Source organism: Pseudomonas citronellolis (genome assembly GCF_900112375.1).
GTDB classification, from domain to species: Bacteria; Pseudomonadota; Gammaproteobacteria; order Pseudomonadales; family Pseudomonadaceae; genus Pseudomonas; species Pseudomonas citronellolis.
On the sequence record NZ_FOLS01000024.1, the window covers coordinates 27,248 to 51,610 of the forward strand.

Below are 24,363 nucleotides of genomic sequence, written 5' to 3' on the forward strand. Positions count from 1 at the left end.
TAAACGGTCGCTTAGTCTAACTCAAGCCTCGGCGTGCGGGCAGTTGGCCGCCACCAGGGTTCAGCGGCGGCGGCCGCTGATGCGTACCCAGCCTTCGCGCTCGGCGGTCGGCTCCAGCTCGAAGGCTTCGGCGTAGGCGGCGCGCACTTCCTCGGCCTGCTCGGCGAGGATGCCCGACAGGGCCAGGCGGCCGCCGGGCTTGACCAGGGAAGTCAGCTGGCCTGCCAGTGAGACCAGGGGACCGGCGAGAATGTTCGCCACCACCACGTCGGCCTGCCCGGCGGGCAGATCGGCGGGCAGGTAGACCGGGAACAGCGCCGGGTCGATGCCGTTGCGCGTGGCGTTGTCGCGCGAGGCCTCCAGGGCCTGCGGGTCAATGTCGGTGCCCAGCGCCTGCTTCGCGCCCAGCAGCAGCGCGGCGATGGCGAGGATGCCCGAGCCGCAGCCGAAGTCCAGCACGGTGTCGCCGGCCAGTTCCTGGCCATCGAGCCATTCCAGGCACAGCGCGGTGGTCGGGTGGGTACCGGTGCCGAAGGCCAGGCCCGGGTCGAGCAGCAGGTTCACCGCCTCCGGCTCCGGCGCCTCGTGCCAGCTGGGGACGATCCACAGGCGGCGGCCGAAGCGCATCGGCTTGAAGTTGTCCATCCAGCTGCGTTCCCAGTCCTGGTCCTCGACCACTTCGACCTGGTGCTGGGGCAGTTCGCCGCCGGTCAGCAACTGCAGGTGGGCCAGCAGCGCGGCTTCGTCGGTGCCGTCCTCGAACAGGGCCAGCAGGTGGGTGTGGGTCCACAGCGGGGTGGTGCCCAGGTCCGGCTCGAAGATCGGCTGGTCCTCGGCGTCCATGAAGGTCACCGAGACGGCGCCGACTTCCAGCAGGGCGTCCTCGTAGGTGGGCGCCTGTTCCGGGGTGATGGCGAGGCGGACTTGAACCCAGGGCATAAAAAACCTCGTGAGAAAACGGCTGAAGGCTGGAAGGCCGGACGAAGGGCGGGATTATCCGCTTTTTCGTCCAGCCTTCCAGCCTCCAGCGCTTTTATCGGCTTGAGGTCAGTGACCCATGCCGAGTTTCTTTTCCAGATAATGGATATTCACACCGCCCTTGCAGAATTCCTTGTCGCGGACCAGGTCCTTGTGCAGGTCGATGTTGGTCTTGATGCCATCGACGATCAGCTCGTCCAGGGCATTGCGCATGCGCGCCAGGGCCTCGTCGCGGTCCTTGCCGTAGGTGATCAGCTTGCCGACCAGCGAATCGTAGTTCGGCGGTACGGTGTAGCCGCTGTACAGGTGCGAGTCGACGCGCACGCCGTTGCCGCCGGGGGCGTGGAAGTGCTTCACCTTGCCCGGGCTGGGCATGAAGGTGCGCGGGTCCTCGGCGTTGATCCGGCATTCCAGGGCATGGCCGCGGATCACCACGTCCTCCTGGCGCACCGACAGCTTCTGGCCGGAGGCGATGCGCAGCATTTCCTTGACGATGTCGATGCCGGTGACCATCTCCGACACCGGATGCTCCACCTGCACGCGGGTGTTCATCTCGATGAAGTAGAAGCGGCCATTCTCGTAGAGGAACTCGAAGGTGCCGGCGCCACGGTAGCCGATCTCGACGCAGGCGCGAACGCAGCGTTCGAGGACTTCCGCGCGGGCCTTCTCGTCGATGCCCGGCGCAGGGGCTTCTTCCAGTACCTTCTGGTGCCGGCGCTGCAGCGAGCAGTCGCGGTCGCCCAGGTGGATGGCGTTGCCCTGGCCGTCGGAGAGCACCTGGACTTCCACGTGGCGCGGGTTGGTCAGGAACTTCTCCAGGTAGACCATGGAGTTGCCGAAGGCGGCGCCGGCCTCGGTGCGGGTCAGCTTGGCCGATTTGATCAGCTCTTCCTCGCTGTGCACCACGCGCATGCCGCGGCCACCGCCGCCGCCGGCGGCCTTGATGATCACCGGGTAGCCCACTTCGCGGGCGATGGCCAGGGCGGTTTCCTCATCTTCCGGCAGCGGGCCGTCGGAACCCGGCACGGTGGGCACGCCGGCTTTCTTCATGGCGTCCTTGGCCGAGACCTTGTCGCCCATCAGGCGGATCACGTCGGCGCTCGGGCCGATGAAGGTGAAGCCGGAGCGTTCCACCTGTTCGGCGAAGTCGGCGTTCTCGGCGAGGAAGCCGTAGCCCGGGTGGATGCCGTTGGCGCCGGTGACTTCGGCGGCGGCGATGATCGCCGGGATGTGCAGGTAGGACTGGCCGGCCGGGGCCGGGCCGATGCACACGGCCTCGTCGGCCAGCGACAGGTGCATCAGCTCGCGGTCGGCGGTGGAGTGCACCGCGACCGTCTTGATGCCCAGCTCCTTGCAGGCGCGCAGGATGCGCAGGGCGATCTCGCCGCGGTTGGCGATCAGTACTTTATCCAACATCGCAGGTTCCCCGCGGCTTAGACGATGGTGAACAGCGGCTGGTCGTATTCGACCGGCTGGCCGCTTTCGACCAGGACCTGCTCGATGACGCCGCTGGTTTCAGCCTCGATGTGGTTCATCATCTTCATGGCTTCGACGATGCACAGGATGTCGCCTTTCTTCACGCTCTGGCCGACTTCGACGAAGGGCGCGGCGGTCGGCGACGGCGAGCGGTAGAAGGTACCGACCATCGGCGAGCGGACCACGTTGCCGTTGAGCTTGGCGGCGGCCGGCGCGGCTTCGGCGGCTGGTGCGGCGGCAGCGGCCGGGGCCGGCGCGGCAGCGGGGGCGGGCGCGTAGGCCGGGGCGGCAGCGTAGATCGGCTGGGCGGCGGTCTTGCTGTGGCGGCTGATGCGTACCGATTCTTCGCCTTCGCGGATTTCCAGCTCGTCGATGCCGGATTCTTCGAGCAGTTCGATCAGTTTCTTGACTTTACGGATGTCCATTGGCGTTCGCACTCCCAGGTGATGGTCACGGGCGTTCAAGTTGTTCGAGGGCGGACTCCAGGGCCAGGCGGTAGCCTGTGGCGCCCAGGCCGCAGATCACCCCTACCGCCACGTCGGAGAAGTAGGAGTGATGCCGGAAAGGTTCACGTTTGTGCACGTTGGACAGGTGCACTTCGATGAATGGGATGCTCACCGCGAGCAACGCGTCACGTAGTGCGACACTCGTATGCGTGAAAGCCGCCGGATTGATGAGGATGAAGTCCACGCCTTCGCCGCGCGCGGCGTGGATGCGCTCGATCAGTTCGTACTCGGCGTTGCTCTGCAGGTACATCAGGTGATGGCCGGCCTCGCGGGCGCGGCGCTCCAGGTCCTGGTTGATCTGCTCGAGGGTGACCGAGCCGTAGACGCCGGGTTCGCGGGTGCCGAGCAGGTTCAGGTTGGGCCCGTGCAGGACCAGTAGGGTGGCCATCGGCTTGTTGTTCTCTCATCGCGCGGATTGGAAATTGGCCGGGACTATGCCGGAAACCGGGCGTGACTGTCCAGTCATGCCGGTTTTGCGGTAGATGTCGGCATGTTGCCTGATGATTGCTGCAGAAATATGAGGCGCGCTCTAGCGCGCGCCGGCCTGTTGCAGATGGGCGGCCAGGGTGGCCGCGTTGGTCTCGCCGACGATGCGCAGGTCGCTGTGTTCCTGGCCGTTGGCGGCGAACAGCAGCAGCGCCGGCGGGCCGAAGAGGTTGTAGCGGTCGAGCAGGGCGCGCTGCTCGGCGGTGCTGTCGGTCATGTCGAAGCGCAGCAGCTGGTAGCCGGCCAGTTGCGCTTGCACTGCCGCGTCCGGCAGCACCTGGCGTTCGATGATCTTGCAGCTGATGCACCAGTCGGCGTACCAGTCCAGCAACACCGGCCGGCCGGCGGCGCTGGCCTGGGCCAGGGCGGCGTCGAGCTGCGCCGGGGTGGTCAGGTTCTGCCACTGGCCGGGCGTCGAGCTGGGCGGGCCGGCATGGCTGGAGGGCTCGGAGCGGCCCAGCGGGTGCAGCGGGTCGGACTCGCCGCGCAGGGCGCCGGCCCAGGCCGCCAGGGCGTAGACCAGGAACATCAGGCCGAGCAACTGGGCGCCGCGTTGCAGCGGCGTCTTGTTCACCAGTTCCAGGGTGCCCAGGGCGATGGCCACGCCGCCGGCCAGGGCACCCCACAGGGCCAGGCTCACCGGGCCGGAGAGCACCCGCTCCAGCAGCCAGATGGCCACCGCCAGCAGCAGCACGCCGAAGAAGTTGCGCACGCCGGTCATCCAGGCCCCGGATTTCGGCAGCACGGCGCCGCCGCCGGCGCCGAAGATCACCAGCGGGGTGCCCATGCCCAGGCCCAGGGCGAACAGCAACAGGCCGCCGCCGAGGGCGTCGCCGGTGCTGCCGATGTACAGCAGCAGGCCGGCCAGGGGCGCCGAGACGCAGGGCGAGACCAGCAGGCTGGAAAGCACGCCCAGGGTGGCCGCGCCGGCGATGGAGCCGCCGCGGGTGTCGGCTGCCATGCGGTCCAGGCGCTCGCGCAAAAAGCCCGGCAGGCGCAGCTCGAAGATGCCGAACATGGCGATGGCGAAGGCCACGAAGAAGGCCGCGAAGGGCACCAGCACCCAGGGCGACTGCAGCATCGCCTGCAGGTTGAGCTTGGCGCCGAACAGGCCCATGAGCGCGCCGAGCACGGCGTAGCACACCGCCATCGGCAGCACGTAGGCCAGCGACAGGGTGAAACCGCGCATGCCGCCCGGGCGCCCGCGCAGCACCACGCCGGAGAGGATCGGCAGCATCGGCAGCACGCAGGGGGTGAAGGTCAGCGTCAGGCCGGCGAGGAAGGCGATCAGCAGGCCGCGGTCGAGCTTCTTGATCTTGCCGCTGCCTTCGCCCTTGAGCAGCGCCAGCAGGTCGTCGACCACCGCCGGCTCGCCGGAGGCCACGGCCGCCTTGCCGGCGGCGGCGGGCTTGGCGCCGAGGCTGGCGACGCCCGCGGCGGAAACCTGCACCTGGACGGTTTCCGGGGCGTAGCACAGGCCCTTGTCGGCGCAGCCCTGGTAGGTGACGGTGAGGCGGTAGGGCAGCTTCTGCGGGTTGTTCAGCGGCACCTTGACGTCGGTGATGGCGTAGTAGACCTGGGAGTCGCCGAAGTAGTCGTCGTGGTGCGCCTTGCCCGGCGGCAGCTGCACGTCGCCGAGGCTGACCTCGGCCGGCTCGACCTGGAACTTCATGCGGTGCCGGTAGAGGTAGTAGCCCTCGGCGTTGACGAAGCGCAGCAGCACCTGCTGGCTGTCGCTGTCCTCGACGCTCAGGCGGAAGGCCTCGGCCACCGGGAGGAACTTGCCGTCGGCCGGCGCCGCGGTACTGAAACCAGGGGCGGCGGGGGCCGGCTTGTCGAACAGGCCGGCCGTGGCGGGCAGGGCGACCAGGAACAGGAGCAGGGTCAGCAGGCGGCGCATGGAACTCTCGCGGACTTTCTGGGTGGCGGCATGATAGCGGAAAGCTTCCGATGCGGCCCGAGGAGCTGTCACAAGAAGTGATCGAGGCTGTGGGACTGCGCCTGCGAGTCCTGGTTCCCGCGTCGCTGCCGCGTCAATCGGCCGCGTGCTGGCCGAACGCCCCCAGCAGGTCGCTGACGAAGGCCTGCTCGGCGTCGCCGGGGTGGCGGCCACGGTGGCGGGTCAGGCTGAAGGCCACCTCGAAGCCCAGTTCACCCGGCAGCAGCTCGCGCAACTGGCCGCGCTCGATCCAGGGTTGCGCGACATGCCGGGGCAGGTAGCCGATGTGCGCGCCGGAGAGGATGAACGCCAGGCTGCCGTCCACCTGTTCGCAGCGCGCGCTGCTGCGGCTGGTCTGCAGCGGTTCGTCGGCGGCGATGAAGCGGTAGGGATGCAGCACCTGGTCGGCGTCGGCCAGGGAGTCGCGGGTCGGCTTCCTGTGCTCGAACGCCGGGTGGCCCGCGCCGCAATACAGGCCCTGGGATTCGACGAACAGGGGGTGATGCTCCAGCGCCGCCTGGGTGCCGGCGAAGTAGCCGACCGCCAGGTGCAGCCGGTCCTGCAATAACAGGCGCTCCAGTTCGGCGGGGGTGGCGGTGAGCAGCTCCAGGCTGACCGCCTCGTTGCGCTGGCGGAAGCGGCGGATCGCCTCGGACAGTCGCGCGACGACGCTTTCTTCGAGACTTTCCGAAAGGCCGATGCGCACCTCGCCCAGCAGCTTGTCGGCCACGCCGCGCGCCTCGTCGCGGAAGCCCTCGATGGCGACGAACAGCCGCCGCGTCGATTGCAGCAGGTGCTCGCCCTTGGGCGTCAGGCGGAAGCCGCCCTTGCCGCGCTCGCACAGGCGGTAGCCCAGGCGCGTTTCCAGCTTGGCCATCTGGATGCTGATGCTCGGCTGGCTCAGGCCCAGCTCGCCCTGCGCCGCGCTGAAGCCGCCGCACTCCACTACGGTGACGAACAGGCGCAGCAACTGCAGGTCGAGGTCGCGCAACTGGCTGAGCATGGCTGTCTCCAAACATTGCCCAAATGCAATGCCAAAGTAATTAACTTTGTATTTTTACAAAGTAAAGCCCGCCCCATGCTCGCCCCATAACCACAACAACCCCGAGGCGATGATCATGCGTGTGTTTCCCTGGGCTTCCCTTGCGGCCCTGCTCGCGGCCCTGGCCATGCCCCTGCAGGCGCAGGAGCGGGTACTCAACCTGTACAACTGGGCGGATTACGTCGGCGCCGAAGCCTTGCAGCGCTTCCAGAAGGAAACCGGCATCCGCGTCAAATACGACACCTTCGACAGCGCCGAGGTGCTCGACAGCAAGCTGATGACCGGCCGTAGCGGCTACGACGTGGTCTTCCCCGCCAGCAGCGGGCTGGCCCGCGCCATCCAGGCCAAGGCCGTGCAGCCGGTGGACGATGCGCAGCTGAAGAACTTCGCCAACCTCGACCCGGAGCTGCTGGCCAAGCTGGCCGCCATCGATCCGGGCAACCGCTACGGCGTGCCCTACACCTGGGGCACCGTGGGCCTGGCGATCAACAAGGACGAAGTGCTCAAGCGCATCCCCGACGCGCCGCTGGACAGCCTCGACCTGCTGTTCAAGCCCGAATACGCCAGCCGCCTGGCCGACTGCGGCATCTCGCTGATCGACTCGCCCCAGGAGGTGATCAGCGTGGCGCTCAACTACCTGGGCAAGTCGCCCTACAGCACCGACGCGGCCGACCTGGCCCAGGTCCGCCAGTTGTTCGAGAAGCTGCAGCCCAACGTGCGCTACATCGCCAGCGGCAAGCACATCAACGACCTGGCCAACGGCACGCTGTGCCTCGCGCTGACCTACACCGGCGACGCGCTGATGGGCGCCGCGCAGGCCAGGCAGGCGAACAAGCCATTCGAGGTGATCTACCGGATTCCCAGGGAAGGCACGCTGATCTGGTTCGACACCATGGCCATCCCGGTGGACGCGCCGCACCCGCAGGAAGCGCGCGCCTTCATCGACTTCATGCTGCGCCCGGACGCCATCGCCGAGCTGACCAACACCCTGTACTTCGCCAACGCCAACCGCAAGGCCACGCCGCTGCTCAATGCCGATGTGGCCGGCGACCCGGACATCTACCCGGCGCCGGCCATGCGCCAGAAGCTGTTCGGCGAGCAGTTGCTGACCTTGAAGCAGCAACGTGAGCGGACGCGGCTGTGGTCGGCGTTCCGCACCCGCTCCTGAGCGAGGGTGGAGCCGCAGGCACCGAGCTATCAGGACACACCCAAAAAACACCGATGATGAGGACTCCATGGATCTCGCCCACGACAACGACCAGGCCATCACCCGCGACAGCCTGTATGGCACCGCCGCCGAATCCACCTACGCCGGCATCACCAGCTTCATGCGCCGCCGCTACAGCCGCGACCTGCGCGGCGTCGACCTGGTGGTGAGCGGCGTGCCCTTCGACACCGCCACCACCAACCGCCCCGGCAGCCGCTTCGGGCCGCGGGCGATCCGCGCCGCCTCGGTGCAGATGGCCTGGGCCCGGCACTTCCCCTGGGAGTTCGACCCCTTCGACCACCTGGCGGTGATCGACTACGGCGACTGTTCCTTCGACCACGGCGTGCCGCAGGAAACCCCGGCAGCCATCGAAGCCCACGCCGCGCGCATCCTCGATGCCGGCTGCGCGCTGCTGACCCTGGGCGGCGACCACTTCATCAGCTACCCGCTGCTCAAGGCCCACGCGAAGCAGCACGGTCCGCTGTCGCTGATCCATTTCGACGCCCATAGCGACACCTGGCCGGACGAGGACTGCCAGCGCATCGACCACGGCACCATGTTCTACCACGCCGCCCGCGAGGGGCTGGTGGACCCGGCGCGCTCGGTGCAGGTCGGCCTGCGCACCACCAACGACGATGTGATGGGCTTCCAGGTGCTGGACGCCCGCGAAGTGCACCGCCACTCGCCGCAGGCCATCGCCGAACGCATCCGCGCGCGGGTGGGGGACAACCCGGTGTACCTGACCTTCGATATCGACTGCCTCGACCCGGCCTTCGCTCCGGGCACCGGCACGCCGGTCTGCGGCGGGCTCAGTTCGCACCAGGCGCTGGAAATCCTCCGCGCGCTGCGTGGCATCAACCTGGTGGGCATGGACGTGGTGGAAGTCGCGCCGCCCTACGACAGCACCGAGATCACCGCCCTGGCCGGCGCGACCCTGGCGATGGAGATGGTTTGCCTGTACGCGGCGCGGCACAAGCTGGGCGAGCGTTGATGGGATGACCCTGTAGGCGCGGGAAACCCATCCTATGGGGCTTCATGGTCGAACCTGGCGCGCGAATGACTTGCCGGCTGCGCCGAAATGCTCTTCGTAGGAGCGAGCTTGCTCGCGAACAGACGCGGTGCAATGCGGTTCGCGAGCAAGCTCGCTCCTACGAAAAGCCGCTGTCTATTGGGTTATTCCCCTTCGGGCCAGCGCAAGCGCTGTTCGCGATGGAGCCGCGTCCCGCGTTCGCGGGAATGACGCCGGAAAATACGACTCTCACCCCGTCATTCCCGCGAACGCGGGAACCCAGATACGTAGGGCGGATAACGCCTACGGCGTTATCCGCCGATCCGCGGGATCAGGCGAACACCTCGACCCGATTGCGCCCGCCATGCTTGGCGCGGTACAGCGCTTCGTCGGCGCGGCGGGCCAGGACGGTGGCGTCTTCGTCCGCGCCCAGCTGGGCGATGCCGCAGCTGAAGGTGCAGGCCAGGTCGGCGGGCTTGGCCGGGTAGCGGATTTCGGCGAAGCGCTGGCGGATTTCCTCCAGCACCTTGTGCGCCGCCGCGCTGTCGGTGTCCGGCAGCACCACGGCGAATTCCTCGCCGCCGTAGCGGCCGATGTGGTCGGTCTTGCGCAGGCGCTGCTTGAGGAACAGCGCCAGGCTCTTGATCACCCGGTCGCCCATGGGATGGCCGTAGCTGTCGTTGACCTTCTTGAAGTGGTCGATGTCGAGCATGGCGAAGGCCAGCGGCTGGCCTTCGCGGCGCGCGCGGTAGCTGGCGTCTTCCAGCAGCTGCAGGGTGTGGGTGTGGTTGTACAGCCCGGTGAGGCTGTCGCGCACCATCCGCGCCTTGAGGCTGCGCGCCCGCGCCGCGCGGTTGCGCACCGTGGCGATCAGGTGGCGCGGCTTGATCGGCTTGGTGAGGAAGTCGTCGCCGCCCTCGCTCATGGCGTCGAGCTGCTTGTCCAGGTCGTCCTCGGCCGACAGGTAGATGATCGGCACGCTGACGTGGCGCTCGTGCTGGCGGATCACCTTGGCCAATTCGGTGCCCAGGCATTCGGGCATGTACATGTCGAGGATGATCAGGTCGGGCTGGAACTCGGCCAGCTCGGCCATCACCGACAGCGGCGCGGTGAGCGCGCGGGTGACGATGCCGGCGCCGTTGAGGACCATCTCGGTGTGCGCCGCCTGGGCCCGCGAGTCGTCGACGATGAGCACGCGGAAGGGGTCGTAGTGGGCGACGCGGGTGAGCATCTCGATCTTTTCCAGCACCCCGGAGGCGTCCAGGGTGCCGCTGAAGAACTCCTGGCCGCCGGCGCGGGCCGCGGCCAGGCGCGTCGGGGTGTCGGTGTCCTCGTGGCTGAAGAACAGCACCGGCAGCTTGTGCGCCAGGCCCGCCTGGACTTCCTCGGCCAGGGCCAGGCCGAGGCCCGCGCCGGCGAAGTCGACGTCCATCAGCAGCGCCGCCGGGTGGCGTTCGGCCATGGCCGCGCGGAAGGCCGCGGCGTGCTCGCACAGTTGCGCGTGGACGCCGAAGAATTCCAGCTGCTGGGCCAGCCGCTCGGCGCGCTCGGCGTCCTGCAGGGCCAGGTAGACCGGCTTGCGCAGCGGCGGCAGCTGGGTGTGTTCGAGCTGGTCGCCATGGCGCAGGCCGGTGCGCGACAGGCGTAGCATCAATTGGGCGAACTCGTTGATCAGCTCGCTGGACAGGCGCCCGCGGTTGCCCGCCACGGCGTCCAGCCCGGCGCCAATGGCGGCGGCCAGCTGGGCGTGCTCGGCCTGTTCGAAGCGTTCGGCGTAGCGCTGCAGGCGCAGGACGGCCTCGCGCAGGTCGGCCATGCCGCTGGCGGTCCATTCCGAGCGGCTGAGCTGCTGCCAGATCTCCAGCACGTGCCGGGCCTGGTGGATCACCCGCTGGGCAAAATGGTGTTTCAAGCGATCGCGGGTGGGATCGTCGTGCTCGGTCATGGCGCACTTCTTGTGAGGGCTGACGCGGTGGCGGGGTCGCCAGAGCGGTGATGGCATCATGCTACCATTTGCCGCTGGCAATTCCAGTGATGTCGGTCAAGGATCGCCAGGCGTGCCATGCAGAGGGTAGGCTGCCCTTCGGGCGCCGACTGCGGCATGCTAGTGCGCCTGGATCGCGGCATCGCCCGGCACCTGTGGCGGGGCCTGCGGTCCAACCTTTTTCCGTTAGGTCGAACCAAGGACTTTGCCATGTGGAACTGGAAGAATCGCGGCGGCTCGGTGCGCGAGCGCGTCGACGACAGGGTTGACGATGTGCGCGCCTACTTCGGCGGGCCCTGGCTGGTGCGCGTGGTCGGTGGCCTGCTGGGCGCCTACCTGGTGATCGCCGCCCTGGTCGGCTGGTACTGGAGCCGCGAGCCGGACCTGTTCCCCGTGCAGCAGCATGCGCAGCAGGCCGCCGAGCGCGCCGGGCGGCAGATGGTGGTGGGCTACACCACCGTGGAAACCCTCAAGGAAGTGGTCGGCACCCTGCTGAACAAGCCGGGCGGCTACCTGTCCAACGACATCTTCCCGCCGGGCCTGTGGCTGGACAACATGCCCAGCTGGGAATACGGCGTGCTGGTGCAGACCCGCGACCTGTCCCGCGCGCTGCGCAAGGACTTCGCCCGTTCGCAGTCGCAGTCCACCGAGGACGCCGACCTGGCCCGCGCCGAGCCGCGCTTCAACTTCGACAACAAGAGCTGGGCGCTGCCGTCTTCCGAGTCGGAGTACGCCGAGGGCATCAAGTCCCTGGACCGCTACCTGGCGCGGCTTTCCGCCGAGCAGCCCAGCGCGCAGTTCTATGCCCGCGCCGACAGCCTGAACAACTGGCTGGGCGACGTTTCCACCCGCCTGGGCTCGATGTCCCAGCGCCTGTCCGCCAGTGTCGGGCGGGTCAAGCTGAACACCAACATCAAGACCGCCTCGGCGCTGGCGCCGGGGCAGGCGCCGCAGGTCGACGAAGAGCTGCAGGAAACCCCCTGGCTGCAGATCGACAACGTGTTCTACGAGGCCCGCGGCCAGGCCTGGGCGCTGTCGCACATCCTGCGCGCCATCGAGGTCGACTTCGCCGACGTGCTGGCGAAGAAGAACGCCACCGTCAGCGTGCGGCAGATCATCCGTGAGCTGGAAGCCACCCAGGAGCCGCTGTGGAGCCCGATGGTGCTCAACGGCAGCGGCTTCGGCGTGCTGGCCAACCATTCGCTGGTGATGGCCAACTACATTTCCCGGGCCAACGCCGCGATCATCGATCTGCGGCAACTGCTGGCGCAGGGCTGATGGACCTCGTCAGCGCCGCCGAGGCCGCCCACCGGCTGGCCTCGGACCGGGAACTGATCGCCTGGGTCGACGAGCGTGACCAGTTGCTGGGCGAACTGCCGCGCGCCCAGCTGCGCGAGCGCGGGCTGATCGGCCGCGGCACCTTCATCCTGCTGTTCAACGGCGCCGGGCAGCTCTGCGTGCACCGCCGCAGCCTGAGCAAGGCGGTGTACCCGGGCTACTGGGACGCCGCCGCCGGTGGGATGGTGCAGGCCAGCGAGAGCTATGCGCTGTCGGCCGGCCGGGAGTTGGAGGAAGAGTTGGGCGTGGCTGGTGTGGAGTTGCGCGAGCATGGCACTTTCTTCTTCGACGAGCCGGGTAATCGGTTGTGGTGTGCGGTGTTTTCCGCGATCTGGGATGGGGCGCTGAGGCTGCAGCCGGAGGAGGTGCTGGAGGCGCGGTTCGTCGAGCCGGGGGTGGCGTTGGAGGAGGCTGGTTCCGGGGCTTTGTATTGTCCGGATTCGTTGCAGGCTTTGCGGTTGTTCCTGGGGCAGCTTTAAAAGAGCAAGAGCCCCTCTCCCTAACCCTCTCCCGCAAGCGGGAGAGGGGACTGTCCTGAGTGGGCGGCGAAACTGTGCCATGGGCAAGCCGTGGTTTGTGCATCCACGCCGCAATAGCAGTGGTGCTCGGTGCTCCCGGCGCGGACTCCCTCTCCCGCTTGCGGGAGAGGGCCGGGGTGAGGGTGCTCTACCGGCATGTCGCCAATCCGCCGATCAATGACGCATTTCCACCCTTAGCATTTGCCTCCAATGCTGGTAAATTGCGCGACCTTTCCGCTCGGGTCCTCCGGCGGGAATGCGCAGCCCCTGCCTGAGTGGGGCGTCGCGGTCGGCGCCAGCCGATCATTCGTTGACCTGGCCCTTAGAGGCCAATCCTGGGGAAAACGCCCGGTGGTCAAGAAAGCATCCTCCCTGTCCGCCCTCGGCGGGCTCGTCTACTCCACCGATGCGGGCCGGCATTGCCCGGACTGCAACCAGCCCGTTGGCGCCTGCATCTGCAAGCAGTCCGTGATCCCGGCCGGCGACGGCATCGCCCGTGTGCGCCGCGAGACCAAGGGCCGCGGCGGCAAGACCGTGACCACGGTCAGCGGCGTGCCCCTGGCCGAAGACGCCCTCAAGGAACTGGCCACGGCGCTGAAAAAACGCTGCGGCACCGGCGGCGCGTTGAAGGACGGCGTCATCGAGATCCAGGGCGACCACGTCGAACTGCTCCTCGAAGAGTTGGCCAAGCGCGGCTTCAAGGCTAAGAAATCCGGCGGCTGATTCGTCTCTCCCCTGCAGGGAACGGGTTAGGCAGCGGCGCATGGCGCCGGCATGCCGGCCAGCCCGTTCCCTAGATGGGAGATGCGCCGCGCTCGCGAGTTCGCCACGCTTTCCTAAACTACCGCCAGAGATGGCGGTCAACACGGCAACGTCATACCCGACGTTTAGGCTTGTTGCGTCCGCGCGCTACCCGCGCCGGGCGCTCGACTTTCTTTTCAGGAGACACCCGCGCATGGCCGCAAGACGGACCCGCAAAGACGACGGCAGCAACTGGACGGTGGCGGACAGCCGCAGCATCTACGGTATCCGCCATTGGGGCGCCGGCTATTTCGCGATCAACGACGCCGGCAACGTCGAGGTGCGCCCGCAGGGCGCCGACGCCCAGCCGATCGATCTGCATGCGCTGGTCGGCCAGCTGCGCGAGGCGGGCCTGTCGCTGCCGCTGCTGGTGCGCTTCCCGGACATCCTGCAGGACCGCGTGCGCAAGCTGACCGGCGCCTTCGACGCCAACATCGCGCGCCTGGAATACGGCAGCCGCTACACCGCGCTCTACCCGATCAAGGTCAACCAGCAGGAAGCGGTGGTGGAAAGCATCATCGCCACCCAGAAGGTCTCCATCGGCCTGGAAGCCGGCTCCAAGCCGGAGCTGATGGCGGTGCTGGCGCTGGCGCCCAAGGGCGGGACCATAGTCTGCAACGGCTACAAGGACCGCGAGTTCATCAAGCTGGCGCTGATGGGGCAGAAGCTCGGGCACAACGTCTTCATCGTCATCGAGAAGGAGTCCGAGGTGCAGCTGGTGATCGAGGAGGCCGAGCACGTCGGCGTGCTGCCGCAGGTCGGCCTGCGCGTGCGGCTGTCCTCGCTGGCCTCCTCGAAGTGGGCCGACACCGGCGGCGAGAAGGCCAAGTTCGGCCTCTCCGCCGCGCAGCTGCTGTCGGTGGTCGAGCGCTTCCGCAAGGCCGGGCTGGACCAGGGCGTGCGCCTGCTGCACTTCCACATGGGCTCGCAGATCGCCAACCTGGCCGACTACCAGCACGGCTTCAAGGAAGCCATCCGCTACTACGGCGAACTGCGCGCCCTCGGCTTGCCGGTGGATCACGTCGACGTCGGCGGCGGCCTGGGCGTGGACTACGACGGCACCCACTCGCGCAACGCCAGTTCCATCAACTACGACATCGACGACTACGCCGGCGTGGTGGTGGGCATGCTCAAGGAGTTCTGCGACGCCCAGGGCCTGCCGCACCCGCACATCTTCTCCGAGAGCGGCCGCGCGCTGACTGCGCACCACGCGGTGCTGATCACCCAGGTCACCGACGTCGAGCGGCACAACGACGAGCTGCCGAAGATCACCGACCTCGCCGAGCAGCCGGAGATCGTCCAGTACCTGGCCGACCTGCTCGGCCCGACCGACGCCGAGATGGTCACCGAGACCTACTGGCGCGCCACCCACTACATGAGCGACGCCGCCAGCCAGTACGCCGAGGGCAAGATCAGCCTGGCCCAGAAGGCCCTGGCCGAGCAGTGCTACTTCGCCATCTGCCGGCGCCTGCACAACCAGCTCAAGGCCCGCCAGCGTTCGCACCGCCAGGTGCTCGACGAGCTCAACGACAAGCTCGCCGACAAATACATCTGCAACTTCTCGGTGTTCCAGAGCCTGCCCGACACCTGGGCCATCGGCCAGGTGCTGCCGATCCTGCCGATCCACCGCCTGGGCGAGGAACCGGACCGCCGCGCGGTGCTGCAGGACCTGACCTGTGACTCCGACGGCAAGATCACCCAGTACGTCGACGAGCAGAGCATCGAGACCAGCCTGCCGGTGCACGACGTGAAGGAAGGCGAGGACTACCTGATCGGCGTGTTCCTGGTCGGCGCCTACCAGGAAATCCTCGGCGACATGCACAACCTGTTCGGCGACACCGACTCGGTGAACGTCTACCAGAACGCCGACGGCAGCTTCCACCACGCCGGCATCGAGACCCACGACACCATCGAGGACATGCTGCGCTACGTGCACCTGTCGCCCGAGGAGCTGATGACCCACTACCGCGACAAGGTGGCCGGGGCCAAGCTCACCGCCCGCGAGCGCACCCAGTTCCTCGACGCCCTGCGCCTGGGCCTGACGCGCTCGGCGTACCTGTCCTCCTGACCGGCACGACCCGCTCTTCGTAGGAGCGAGCTTGCTCGCGAACCTGACCCCGCTGCGGCGGTTGTTCGCGAGCAAGCTCGCTCCTACAGGGCTGCATCACCCATTCGTAGGGCGTATAACCGTTCGCGGTTATACGCCGATTGACCTTGGCCATAGGCGCACACTGGATTCAGCCTCGGAACCGCTCCCGGATGAGCCTGCGATCTGGCCTGGGGTGTCCAGTTCAGCCTTGGCGCGTGGGATAAGTGAGGTGTAGCGGCGTATAACCGCGAACGGTTATACGCCCTACGCTCCCATTACCCCCGCCACGCGCCTGGCCAATTCGGCTGCCTGCCTCTCGTCTTTTACATTGGTGAAGCTCATCACCAGCGCCGGTTCCTGGCGCGCCTCCACGCACCAATTGTTCAGCGCCTGCAAGCCCAGGCCGGCTTCCCTTGCGCGGGCGGCGATGGCCTTGTCGTCGCCGTCGATCCGGCCGATCAGGTGCAGGCCGCCGGGTAGCTCGGCGAATTTCATGCGCTCGCCCAGGCGCCGCTCCAGGGCCGTGCGCAGCAGTTGCCGGCGCTGTGCGTAGAGCGTGCGGGTGCGTTTGAGGTGGCGGGCGAAGTGGCCTTCCGTGATGAAGTCGCACAGCGTCGCTTGCTGCAGCTCGGCGCAGCCGTTGGCGAAGGTCTGCTGGCTGCGCACGAAGCGCTCCAGCAGTGGCGGCGGCACCACCAGGTAGCCCAGGCGCAGGGCCGGGCACAGCACCTTGCTGAAGGTACCGGCGTAGAGCACGCGGCCCTGGCGGTCCAGGCTCTTGAGCGCCGGCAGCGGGAAGCCGGCATAGCGGTATTCGCTGTCGTAGTCATCTTCCACTATCCAGGCCCCGGCCTGGGCCGCCCAGTCCAGCAGCGCCAGGCGCCGCGGCAGGCTCAGGGCCACGCCGGTGGGGCTCTGCTGCGAGGGCGTGACCAGGGCGAAGCGGGCGTCGGGCGCGCGGCGCAGGCCTTGTTCCACGCACAGGCCGTCGGCGTCCACCGGCACCGCGACCGACCTGGCGCCGGCTGCGGCCATCAGCTGGCGCCCGCGCGGGTAGCCGGGGTCCTCGTGCCAGAAGGCATCGCCCGGCTGCAGCAGGGTGCGGCTGACCAGGTCCAGGGCGCCCTGGTAGCCGGCGCAGATCAGCACCTGCGCCGGCTCGCAGGCGATCCCGCGGGATACGTTGAGGTAACCGGCCAGCGCCTCGCGCAGCGGGGCGTAGCCGCAAGGGTCGGGGTAGGCCAGCTCGACGTCGGCGGTGTTGCGCAGGCGGCGCGCGGCCAGGCGCGACCACAGCGCCTTGGGGAAGGCGTCCAGCGCCGGCAGGCCGAGTTGCAGCGGCAGCACCTGCGGGCCGTGGGCGATCAGCCCGGGCAGCACCTGCTCCGGTTGCGGCGCCAGGCGCGCCGGGCGCTCGGCGTTGCGCCCCGCCAGTTGCGGCGAAACCACGGTGCCCGCCGGGCCGCGGGCCAGCAGGTAGCCTTCGCTGGTCAGCAACTGGTAGGCCAGCTCCACGGTGCCGCGGGCCACGCCCAGCTCGCTGGCCAGGCCGCGCACCGGCGGCACCCGCTCGCCCGGGCGCAGGGTGCCGCGGGCGATGGCCTCGCGGATGCGCTCGTAGAGCTGGCGGTAGATCGGCTGCGCCAGGCCGGGGTCCAGGCGCAGGGCGAGGGGCTCGGTCATGGCCTGGTTCGCTGCGGAGGTTGTGGAAAAAATGACTATGCCATGACGCGGATCAGCCGTCGCGAGCGGACGAGTGCCGCGCCAGCGGCTAGGCTTGCAGTTCCAGACCCGGGAGCAGCAAGGCGATGGACTTCAAGGATTACTACGCGGCGCTGGGCGTGGCGCCGGACGCCGACGAAAAGGCGATCAAGACCGCCTACCGCAAACTGGCGCGCAAATACCACCCCGACGTCAGCAAGGAGGCGGACGCCGAAGCGCACTTCAAGGAAGTCTCCGAAGCCTACGAGGTGCTCAAGAGCCCCGAGAAGCGCGCCGAATACGACCAGTTGCGCCAGTACCAGCAGAGCGGTCGCTTCGAGGCCCCGCCGGGCTGGCAGCCGTCCGGCGGCTTCGAAGGCGCCGAGCATTTCCAGGAGCAGGATTTCTCCGACTTCTTCGAGTCGATCTTCGGCGCCCACGCCGGCCCGCAGGCGCATCGCCGGCGGGAAAGGCGCGGCCGCGACATCGAACTGGAAGTGCCGTTGTTCCTGGAGGAAAGCCAGTCCGGCGAGCCGCAGCCGATCCGCTTCGGCCTGCCCAGCTACGACGAGCAGGGCCGGCGCCGGCCCGACGTGGAGAAGACGCTGAAGGTGCGCATTCCCCCGGGCGTGGTGGACGGCGAGCGCATCCGCCTGAAGGGCCAGGGCGCGCCCGGCATCGGCGGCGCGCCGGCCGGCGACCTCTACCTGATCATCCGCCTGGCGCCGCACCCGCTGTTCGACGTCGACGGCCGCGACCTCGTCCTCAGCGTGCCGCTGGCGCCCTGGGAAGCGGCGCTGGGGGCGAAGATCGAGGTGCCCACCCTGAACGGCCGCATCGCCCTCAGCGTGCCGCCGGGCAGCCAGAGCGGCCAGCGCCTGCGCATCCGCGGCAAGGGCCTGGCCGGCAAGGGCGAGGACCCCGCCGGCGACCTCTACGCGGTGCTCAAGGTGGTGATGCCCAAGGGTGCGCCCGAGGGCGAGACACGCAAGCACTGGGAAGAACTGGCCGCCCGCGCGGCCTTCGATCCACGCAGCCAGTGGGGTAAACGGCCATGAGCGACATACTGCTGAGCCTGGAGCTGGAAGAGCTCTGCGAGGGCGCGCGGCTGCCGCGCGAGACGCTGCTGGAGATAGTCGAGGTCGGCATCGTCGAGCCCCTGGAACGGCGGGGCGACACCTGGCTGTTCAGCGTCGAGTCGCTGACCCTGGTGCGCCGCGCGGTGCGCCTGCAACGCGAGTTCGAGGTGGACTGGCCGGGTATCGCCCTGGCCCTGCGCCTGCTCGACGAGGTGGAGCAGCTGCGCGCCGAGAACGCCCGCCTGCGCCAGCGGCTGGCGCGTTACGAGGAAGATTGAAGGGGCGGGGGAGTCCGCCCCGCCCCACGTTCCCCATGTAGGAGCGCGCCCTGCGCGCGAAATCGCGGGCAGGGCCCGCTCCTACAGGTTGCCGGAAAGCACGGCATTCCTCCCCGTAGGAGCGGACCTTGTCCGCGATAGCCGGATATCCCGGCGCGGATCGCGGATGAGATCCGCTCCTACGCTGCCCCACCCGCACCATTCCAATGTAGGAGCGCGCCCTGCGCGCGATTTCGTGGGCAGGAAGGCACACCGTTGCCCTGGAACGATGACGCGTTACGAGGAGAATGATGCTCTTCGTAGGAGCGAGCTTGCTCGCGAACAAGCCCCGCAGCGGAGATGGTTCGCGAGCAAGCTCGCTCCTACAAAAACGGTTCGGCTCGGCGCGGGGCTCAGGCCCCGGCGATCTTCTCCACCCAGCGGGCGTAGCTGTCGATGATGGTCTGCAGGAAGGGCCCGACCTGGTCGTTGGCCTTGCCGGCGGCGTCGAAGAAGTTGCCGGCGCCGCCCAGGTAGGTTTCCGGTTGCTGCATGCAGGGCACGTCGAGGAACACCAGGGACTGGCGCAGCGCGTGGTTGGCGCCGAAGCCGCCGATGGCCCCCGGCGAGACGCTGACCACGCCGCCCGGCTTGCCGCCCCAGGCGCTCTTGCCGTATGGGCGCGAGCCCACGTCGATGGCGTTCTTCAGCGCCCCCGGCACCGAGCGGTTGTATTCCGGGGTGACGAACAGCACCGCGTCGGCGCGGCGGATGCGCTCGCGGAAGGGCGCGTAGGCGGCCGGGGCGTTGTCGCCGTCCAGGTCCTCGTTGTACAGCGGCAGCTGGCCGATCTCGACGATCTCCAGCTTCAGGTTCGCCGGGGCCCGCTCGGCCAGGGCCAGGGCCACCTTGCGGTTGAGGGATTCCTTGCGCAGGCTGCCGACCAGCACGGCGACGTCGAAGACTTTGCTCATGGCATTTCCTTGTGGCTAGGGAAGTCGGGAACCTTCGTTATAGACGAGAAATGTGGCATTCGCGGGGGCGCTGCGCGGATCGGTCGCGAGGCGATGTCCCAGTCTTTCAATCGATTCTTGGCTCTGTTGACTGTGCCATGGCGCCCCTAGAGTGGCCCCATCCACTCTCCAGACGAGGTCGAACATGTGCACGAGAATCTTCTTCGCCGGCGCCACCGGTGCCGTGGGCAAGCGCCTGCTGCCCATATTGCTGGCGCTGGAGTGGGGCGCGCCCGGGTGCTACAACCTGGCGGAGCAGGACACCGAGGTCAGCACCGCGCTGGCGCGCCACCGGCTCGGCTGGCAGCCGGGCTTCCGTCTGGAGGCCGCCGCCCTGGCCCGAGGAGAAACCCCATGACGCCACTCACCCCCTTCACCCCGCAGCAACTGCAGGCCTGCCTGGCGCGCCTCGGCCTGCCGCCGCAGCCGCCGGCCGCGACCCTGCAGAGCCTCGAACGCCTGGTCGACGCGGCGCTGCACCACCTGCCTTTCGAGAACCTCGACGTGCTGCTGGCGCGGCCCGTCGCCATTGAGCCGGAGGCGGTCTTCGCCAAGGTCGTCGAGGGTGGCCGCGGCGGCTACTGCTTCGAACTGAACAGCCTGTTCGCCCGGCTTCTGGCCAGCCTTGGCTACCGCGTCAGCCTGCTGGTGGCGCGGGTGCGCTGGGGCATGCCGGCGGAGGTCGAGCGCACCCAGCAGAGCCACCTGCTGCTGCGCATCGAGCTGGACGAGGGGCCCTACCTGGCGGATGTCGGCTTCGGCGGCGCCAACCCGCCGCGGCCGCTGCCGCTGGTGATCGGCGAGGCGCTGCCCGGCGGCTGGCGCATCGCGCCCCACGACGGCGATGAGCTGGAGTTGGCGCTGCACACCGCCAGCGGCTGGCAGGCACTGTACCGCTTCACCCTGCAACCGCAGCACTGGGTCGATTACCTGCCGCGCAACTGGTACACCTCGACGCACCCGGACAGCGTGTTCCGCAAGAGCCTGCGGGTAGCGCTCAGCGAGGGCGACACGCGCCTGACCCTGCTCGACGGCCAGTTCGGCTGGCGCGATGCCAAGGGCAACGCCGAGCAGCGGCGGATCCTCGACGTGGACGAACTGATCGAGGTGCTGCGCGGGCGCTTCCACCTGCGCCTGCCGCCGGCCACCGCCGAGGCCCTGCGCGAGCCCCTGGCGCGGCTGCTCTAGTTGCCGGTCATGCCGATGCCGTGGGCCATCAGGCTGGCCAGCAGCGGTAGGATCAGCATCGCCAGCAGCTCGATGCGGATCACCAGCGTCACCCGCCGGCCCTGGGCCTCGCCGACCTGCGGGGCCTGGCCCGCCTTGAGCGCGTTGCGCCAGTTGAGGAAGGTCAGCGTCGGGTAGATGGACAGCAGCGCCACCAGTACGAACAGGCCGACCAGGGCGTGGAAGGCGGCGTTGTGCAGGTAGTAGTCCAGGCCCTTGGCGAACCACAGGGTGCGGGCGATGCCGGTGAGCAGCACGACGCCGGCGCTGGCGCCGTAGGCCAGGTCGATGATCACCAGGCTGCGGGCGCGCCTGGCGTCCAGCGGCAGCTGGAACAGGCGGTGCTCCAGCACCAGCAGGGCGAACATCACGAAGATGGAGATGAAGTGCAGGTAGGCAACCAGGGCTGAAGCCATGTCGTCGGTTCCTTGTCAGGCGTGGGCCGTGGTCCGCGCCACGGCTTCGTTGTGCTCGGCGCGATCGTGGGCGCCGCCTGGCACTTTAGAGCGCGGCGGCGCCGCCTGCCAGTCACGCCGAGGGCAGGCCGACCCAGGCGTCGCGGCGCGTCAGGCGCCAGGCGTAGGCGGCGAGGATCAGCCCGCGCAGCAGCATGAAGCTGAGGAACGCCAGCCACAGCCCGTGGTTGCCCAGCGGCTGCAGCAGCCAGCCCAGCGGCAGGCTCACGGCGCAGGCCAGGAGCATGGCGTTGCGCATCTCGCGGGCGCGGGTGGCGCCGATGAACAGCCCGTCCAGCAGGTAGCTCCACATGCCGATCAGGGGCAGCGCGGCGAGGTACGGCAGGTACTGGTCGGCCACCGCGCGCACCTCGGGGATGTCGCTCTGCAGGGCGATGAACAGGTGCCCGGCGCTGCCGAAGAACAGCACGAAGGCCAGGCTGGCCAGCAGCGACCAGCCGCAGGCCACCAGCAGCGAGCGGCGCAGCGTGCGCCGGTCGCCGCTGCCAATGGCATGGCCGCACAGGGCCTCCACCGCGTGGGCCAGGCCGTCGAGGGCGTAGGAGGTGATCATCAGGCCGTTGAGCAGCAGGGCGTTGGCTGCCACCGTGGCGTCGCCCAGGCGCGCGCCCTGCACGGTCACCAGGAAGAACACGCCCTGCAGCGCCAGGCTGCGGATGAAGATGTCGCGGTTGACCATCAGCAGCGGCGCCCAGCTCACCCAGCGGCGCAGGCGGCGCCAGTCCGGCACGCCGGGGAAGCGCCCCAGCGCGCCGCGGGCCAGCCACAGGCCGAGCGCCGCGCCGCTCCACTCGGCGATCACCGAGGCCTGCGCGGCGCCGGCCACGCCCCAGCCCAGGCCGAGCACGAAGAGCAGCTCCAGGGCGATGTTCACCAGGTTGGTGGTCAGCAGGATGGCCAGCGGCCCGCGGGCGTTCTGCGTGCCCAGCAGCCAGCCGATCAGCGCGTAGCTGGCCAGGGCCGCGGGCAGGCCGAACAGGCGGATGTGGAAGAACTGCCGGGCCAGGCCGTCGAGTTCCGGCGAGGCGTTCATCAGGCCCATGGCCACCGGTGTCAGCGGCAGCGCCAGCAGGCCCAGCAGCAAGGCCAGGCCCATCGCCAGCAGCAGGCCCTGGCCGAGGATGCGCCGCAGCGCGCCGCCATCGCCGCGCCCGGCGGCCTGGGCGGCGAAGCCGGTGGTGCCCATGCGCAGGAAGCCGAGCACGCCCACCAGCAGGGTGTACAGGCTGCCGCCCACGGCCACGGCGCCCAGCTGGTGGGCGTGGGGCAGGTGGCCGATGACCGCGCTGTCGACCAGGGTCACCAGCGGCACGGAAACGTTGGACAGGATCATCGGCGCGGCCAGCGCCCAGACCCGCCGGTGGGTCGGGCGATCGCGCCAGGCGTCGCTCAGTGGGTTCATGCAAGGCTCCGCAGCAGCGCCGCAGTATAGCGGGGCCGGAGCGCCCGCGGCCTTACGCCTGCTTCTTGCGGTAGGCGCAGTAGCCCGGGCGCGGGCCCACCTGCGGGTGGTTGCGGCAGGTGTCCGGGCGCTTGGCGTAGACCGTGCACAGGCGCGTCTTGCGGTCCAGGTACAGGCAGTCGCCGTTGCTGCTGCGGGTGAGGGTGAAGATGCCGCTCTTCTGGTTGAAGCGCTCGACCAGGCCTTCCTTGCTCAGGCGCTTGGCGATGTTCTTCGCCGGCTCCTCGCGTTCGAACTCGTCCACCACGCCCAGGCGGATGAGGTCGCCGATGCGCACTTCCACCGGCATGGTGCAGCAGGTGGCGTGGCAGTCGCGGCACAGGCCCGAGCTGTACTTCGCCCAGGTTTCCAGGCGGTCGAGTTCGGCGTTGGCGATCAGCGGGGGTTTTCTCATGGCGGCGGCACGGTGCGTTGCGGGGCGCGCAATCATAGTGGCCTCGACGGCGGATTGCGCGCCCTTTCGACGAAACGGCGGCGTCAGTCGCGCCAGCGCGGCTGCAGGTCGTCGTCCAGCGTCCAGTGCGGCTGCCCCGGGCGCAGGCGCACGCCGCCGACCCAGCGCTCGGCGGCCAGCTGGTCCAGGCCGTGGCGCTCGCCGGCCAGCACCTGGCGGCCCAGCGCGGTGAGATGCACCGGGCGCTGGGCCCAGGGCAGCTGCGGCTCGGCTTCCAGCAACAGCGGGGTGGGGCTGTCGATCAGCGGGCGCATCAGCACGTGGAACATCAGGTCGCCCAGGTAGGGCAACGGCTCGCGGTGCGTCATCAGCTCGGCGAACACCCGGCCCAGGGGCAGCTCGCCGCGCTCGGCGACTATGCCCAGGCTCAGGCGTTCGGTCAGCGACAGGCCGTCGCGCGCGCCGGGCAGCTCCTGCAACTGGCGGCGCAGGGCATTGCCCAGCAGCGGCAACGCCGGTGTCGGTTTGCTGGCCAGCGTGGCCCAGGCCTGTGGCGAGGGCTGGCGGTAGGCGTCCCAGGCTTCGCGGGCCAGCAGCAGGGCCTCTTCGCCCAGCGGCCGGCGCTGCGGCCAGAGCCAGGCGAGCAGGTCGGGGGCCAGTTGGCCGATGCCGATGAAGCGCTGCACGCCGGGCACCCGGTCGGTCTCGATCAGCTCCAGGCGCTCGGGCAAGCGCGGCAGGCCGGCGAGTACGCGGATCAGGAACAACTGGTCGTAGGCATCGGCCTCGCACCAGAGCACCACCCGCAGGCGCTCGGGGAGTTGGTCGAGCAGGGCGTATTCGTCCCGGGTGCGGCGCAGGGCGTCGACCGCGGGAATGTCGAAAGCCTGGCTGACGAAGGCCGCGCGCAGCTGGCGGAAGCTTTCTTCCGGCAGCACCGGCACGGGGCCCATGCTCAGCGGGTCGGCGAACATGCGGAACTCGCCGCGGAAGCCGGCGAGTTCCAGGCTGTGGGCGATGTCGTTGCCGCAGCGCAGGTGCAGGCAGGCGGCTTCGTCGCCGCTGGCGAAGTCCGGGTGGCGCGCGGCGAAGGCGATGGCCTCGACGTGGGCCTTGAGCTTCGGCCAACTGGCGAAGCCCAGTTCCCGCGCCAGCAGCCACTGGCAGTCGGCCAGCCGCGGCGGGTGGCCGAGGCCTTGCGGGGCCTGGGCGTGGAGGCGTTGCAGGGCTTGCGCCTGGCCGGCGCGCAGGTCGCGCAGCAGGGCCTTGGCGTGCTGGCGTTGGCGGTCGAGGTCGATACGGCCGTCTTGGCCGGAAGTCGGGGACATACGAGCTCCTTTCGGGCCGGGTCCGCTGTCGGGCCGGAGTCGTATGGAAAGTC

At 69.0% G+C, this 24,363-nt stretch carries 23 protein-coding genes; 10 read left to right on the forward strand and 13 right to left on the reverse strand.

The genetic code is table 11. The features are described from left to right. Positions 1–60: 60 nt before the first annotated feature. The 6 genes from prmA to BM060_RS21405 all read right to left on the reverse strand — a co-directional run bounded on the left by prmA (position 61) and on the right by BM060_RS21405 (position 6,388). Positions 61–939: a 50S ribosomal protein L11 methyltransferase gene (gene prmA, locus BM060_RS21380; protein ID WP_074982781.1), complete on the reverse strand. Its 879-nt coding sequence runs from the start codon at positions 937–939 to the stop codon at positions 61–63. 108 nt (positions 940–1,047) lie between these two features. Continuing rightward, positions 1,048–2,394, reverse strand: a complete 1,347-nt coding sequence (gene accC, locus BM060_RS21385) for an acetyl-CoA carboxylase biotin carboxylase subunit (RefSeq protein WP_074982782.1) — start codon at positions 2,392–2,394, stop codon at positions 1,048–1,050. 17 nt (positions 2,395–2,411) lie between these two features. Then, positions 2,412–2,879 (reverse strand): acetyl-CoA carboxylase biotin carboxyl carrier protein, encoded by a 468-nt coding sequence (gene accB, locus BM060_RS21390; RefSeq protein ID WP_043268722.1) that lies wholly within the window; start codon positions 2,877–2,879, stop codon positions 2,412–2,414. Between the two features lie 25 nt (positions 2,880–2,904). Further along, positions 2,905–3,348, reverse strand: a complete 444-nt coding sequence (gene aroQ / locus BM060_RS21395; RefSeq protein ID WP_009613296.1) for a type II 3-dehydroquinate dehydratase — start codon at positions 3,346–3,348, stop codon at positions 2,905–2,907. Positions 3,349–3,489: 141 nt separating this feature from the next. Further along, positions 3,490–5,346, reverse strand: a complete 1,857-nt coding sequence (gene dsbD, locus BM060_RS21400) for a protein-disulfide reductase DsbD (protein WP_074982784.1) — start codon at positions 5,344–5,346, stop codon at positions 3,490–3,492. Between the two features lie 133 nt (positions 5,347–5,479). Next, entirely contained in the window at positions 5,480–6,388 is a 909-nt protein-coding gene (locus BM060_RS21405) for a LysR family transcriptional regulator (RefSeq protein WP_074982786.1), read from the reverse strand. A gap of 109 nt (positions 6,389–6,497) precedes the next feature. On the opposite strand from BM060_RS21405, the gene BM060_RS21410 reads away from it, so the two are divergent. Next, positions 6,498–7,595: a polyamine ABC transporter substrate-binding protein gene (locus BM060_RS21410; RefSeq protein WP_082656980.1), complete on the forward strand. Its 1,098-nt coding sequence runs from the start codon at positions 6,498–6,500 to the stop codon at positions 7,593–7,595. Positions 7,596–7,662: 67 nt separating this feature from the next. Continuing rightward, positions 7,663–8,625: an agmatinase gene (speB, locus tag BM060_RS21415; RefSeq protein WP_074982788.1), complete on the forward strand. Its 963-nt coding sequence runs from the start codon at positions 7,663–7,665 to the stop codon at positions 8,623–8,625. A gap of 349 nt (positions 8,626–8,974) precedes the next feature. Here the strand turns inward: speB and BM060_RS21420 are convergent, their stop codons facing one another. Beyond that, positions 8,975–10,588: a GGDEF domain-containing response regulator gene (locus tag BM060_RS21420; protein ID WP_074982790.1), complete on the reverse strand. Its 1,614-nt coding sequence runs from the start codon at positions 10,586–10,588 to the stop codon at positions 8,975–8,977. Between the two features lie 249 nt (positions 10,589–10,837). On the opposite strand from BM060_RS21420, the gene BM060_RS21425 reads away from it, so the two are divergent. From BM060_RS21425 to speA, 4 genes are all read left to right on the forward strand, one after another. Continuing rightward, positions 10,838–11,905 carry a DUF2333 family protein gene (locus tag BM060_RS21425; protein ID WP_074982793.1) on the forward strand — a complete coding sequence of 356 codons (1,068 nt, stop codon included), beginning with the start codon at positions 10,838–10,840 and terminating at the stop codon, positions 11,903–11,905. Then, positions 11,905–12,444, forward strand: a complete 540-nt coding sequence (locus tag BM060_RS21430; RefSeq protein ID WP_074982795.1) for an NUDIX hydrolase — start codon at positions 11,905–11,907, stop codon at positions 12,442–12,444. The genes BM060_RS21425 and BM060_RS21430 overlap by 1 nt, the downstream gene beginning before the upstream one ends. Before the next feature lie 390 nt (positions 12,445–12,834). Further along, positions 12,835–13,206, forward strand: coding sequence for a translation initiation factor Sui1 (locus BM060_RS21435; protein ID WP_043268734.1), 372 nt, complete (start codon positions 12,835–12,837; stop codon positions 13,204–13,206). Between the two features lie 232 nt (positions 13,207–13,438). Further along, positions 13,439–15,352, forward strand: coding sequence for an arginine decarboxylase (gene speA / locus BM060_RS21440; RefSeq protein ID WP_074982797.1), 1,914 nt, complete (start codon positions 13,439–13,441; stop codon positions 15,350–15,352). Positions 15,353–15,637: 285 nt separating this feature from the next. Here the strand turns inward: speA and pdxR are convergent, their stop codons facing one another. Continuing rightward, positions 15,638–17,056: a MocR-like pyridoxine biosynthesis transcription factor PdxR gene (gene pdxR / locus BM060_RS21445; RefSeq protein WP_074982800.1), complete on the reverse strand. Its 1,419-nt coding sequence runs from the start codon at positions 17,054–17,056 to the stop codon at positions 15,638–15,640. 125 nt (positions 17,057–17,181) lie between these two features. Here pdxR and cbpA point away from each other — a divergent pair, with 125 nt between their 5' ends. Next, positions 17,182–18,132 carry a curved DNA-binding protein gene (cbpA, locus tag BM060_RS21450; RefSeq protein WP_074982802.1) on the forward strand — a complete coding sequence of 317 codons (951 nt, stop codon included), beginning with the start codon at positions 17,182–17,184 and terminating at the stop codon, positions 18,130–18,132. Beyond that, the gene (locus tag BM060_RS21455) at positions 18,129–18,431 is read left to right on the forward strand and encodes a chaperone modulator CbpM (RefSeq protein WP_074982804.1); all 303 of its coding nucleotides are present in this window, start codon (positions 18,129–18,131) and stop codon (positions 18,429–18,431) included. The genes cbpA and BM060_RS21455 overlap by 4 nt, the downstream gene beginning before the upstream one ends. Positions 18,432–18,823: 392 nt before the next feature. Here the strand turns inward: BM060_RS21455 and BM060_RS21460 are convergent, their stop codons facing one another. After that, positions 18,824–19,384: an NADPH-dependent FMN reductase gene (locus tag BM060_RS21460; RefSeq protein WP_074982806.1), complete on the reverse strand. Its 561-nt coding sequence runs from the start codon at positions 19,382–19,384 to the stop codon at positions 18,824–18,826. Positions 19,385–19,568: 184 nt separating this feature from the next. Between BM060_RS21460 and BM060_RS21465 the strand changes: the two genes are divergently transcribed. Continuing rightward, positions 19,569–19,781, forward strand: coding sequence for a hypothetical protein (locus BM060_RS21465; RefSeq protein WP_074982808.1), 213 nt, complete (start codon positions 19,569–19,571; stop codon positions 19,779–19,781). Then, positions 19,778–20,611, forward strand: a complete 834-nt coding sequence (locus BM060_RS21470) for an arylamine N-acetyltransferase family protein (protein ID WP_074982810.1) — start codon at positions 19,778–19,780, stop codon at positions 20,609–20,611. Before BM060_RS21465 ends, BM060_RS21470 begins: the two co-directional genes overlap by 4 nt. Here BM060_RS21470 and BM060_RS21475 read toward each other — a convergent pair. The 4 genes from BM060_RS21475 to BM060_RS21490 all read right to left on the reverse strand — a co-directional run bounded on the left by BM060_RS21475 (position 20,608) and on the right by BM060_RS21490 (position 24,310). After that, on the reverse strand, positions 20,608–21,066 hold the full coding sequence (locus BM060_RS21475) for a DUF2214 family protein (RefSeq protein WP_074982812.1): 459 nt from the start codon (positions 21,064–21,066) through the stop codon (positions 20,608–20,610). The genes BM060_RS21470 and BM060_RS21475 overlap by 4 nt on opposite strands. A 112-nt stretch (positions 21,067–21,178) precedes the next feature. After that, positions 21,179–22,528: an MATE family efflux transporter gene (locus BM060_RS21480; protein WP_074982814.1), complete on the reverse strand. Its 1,350-nt coding sequence runs from the start codon at positions 22,526–22,528 to the stop codon at positions 21,179–21,181. A gap of 52 nt (positions 22,529–22,580) precedes the next feature. After that, positions 22,581–23,018, reverse strand: coding sequence for a YkgJ family cysteine cluster protein (locus BM060_RS21485; RefSeq protein WP_074982816.1), 438 nt, complete (start codon positions 23,016–23,018; stop codon positions 22,581–22,583). Positions 23,019–23,065: 47 nt separating this feature from the next. Next, positions 23,066–24,310 carry a DUF1835 domain-containing protein gene (locus tag BM060_RS21490; RefSeq protein ID WP_074982818.1) on the reverse strand — a complete coding sequence of 415 codons (1,245 nt, stop codon included), beginning with the start codon at positions 24,308–24,310 and terminating at the stop codon, positions 23,066–23,068. Positions 24,311–24,363: the final 53 nt, after the last annotated feature.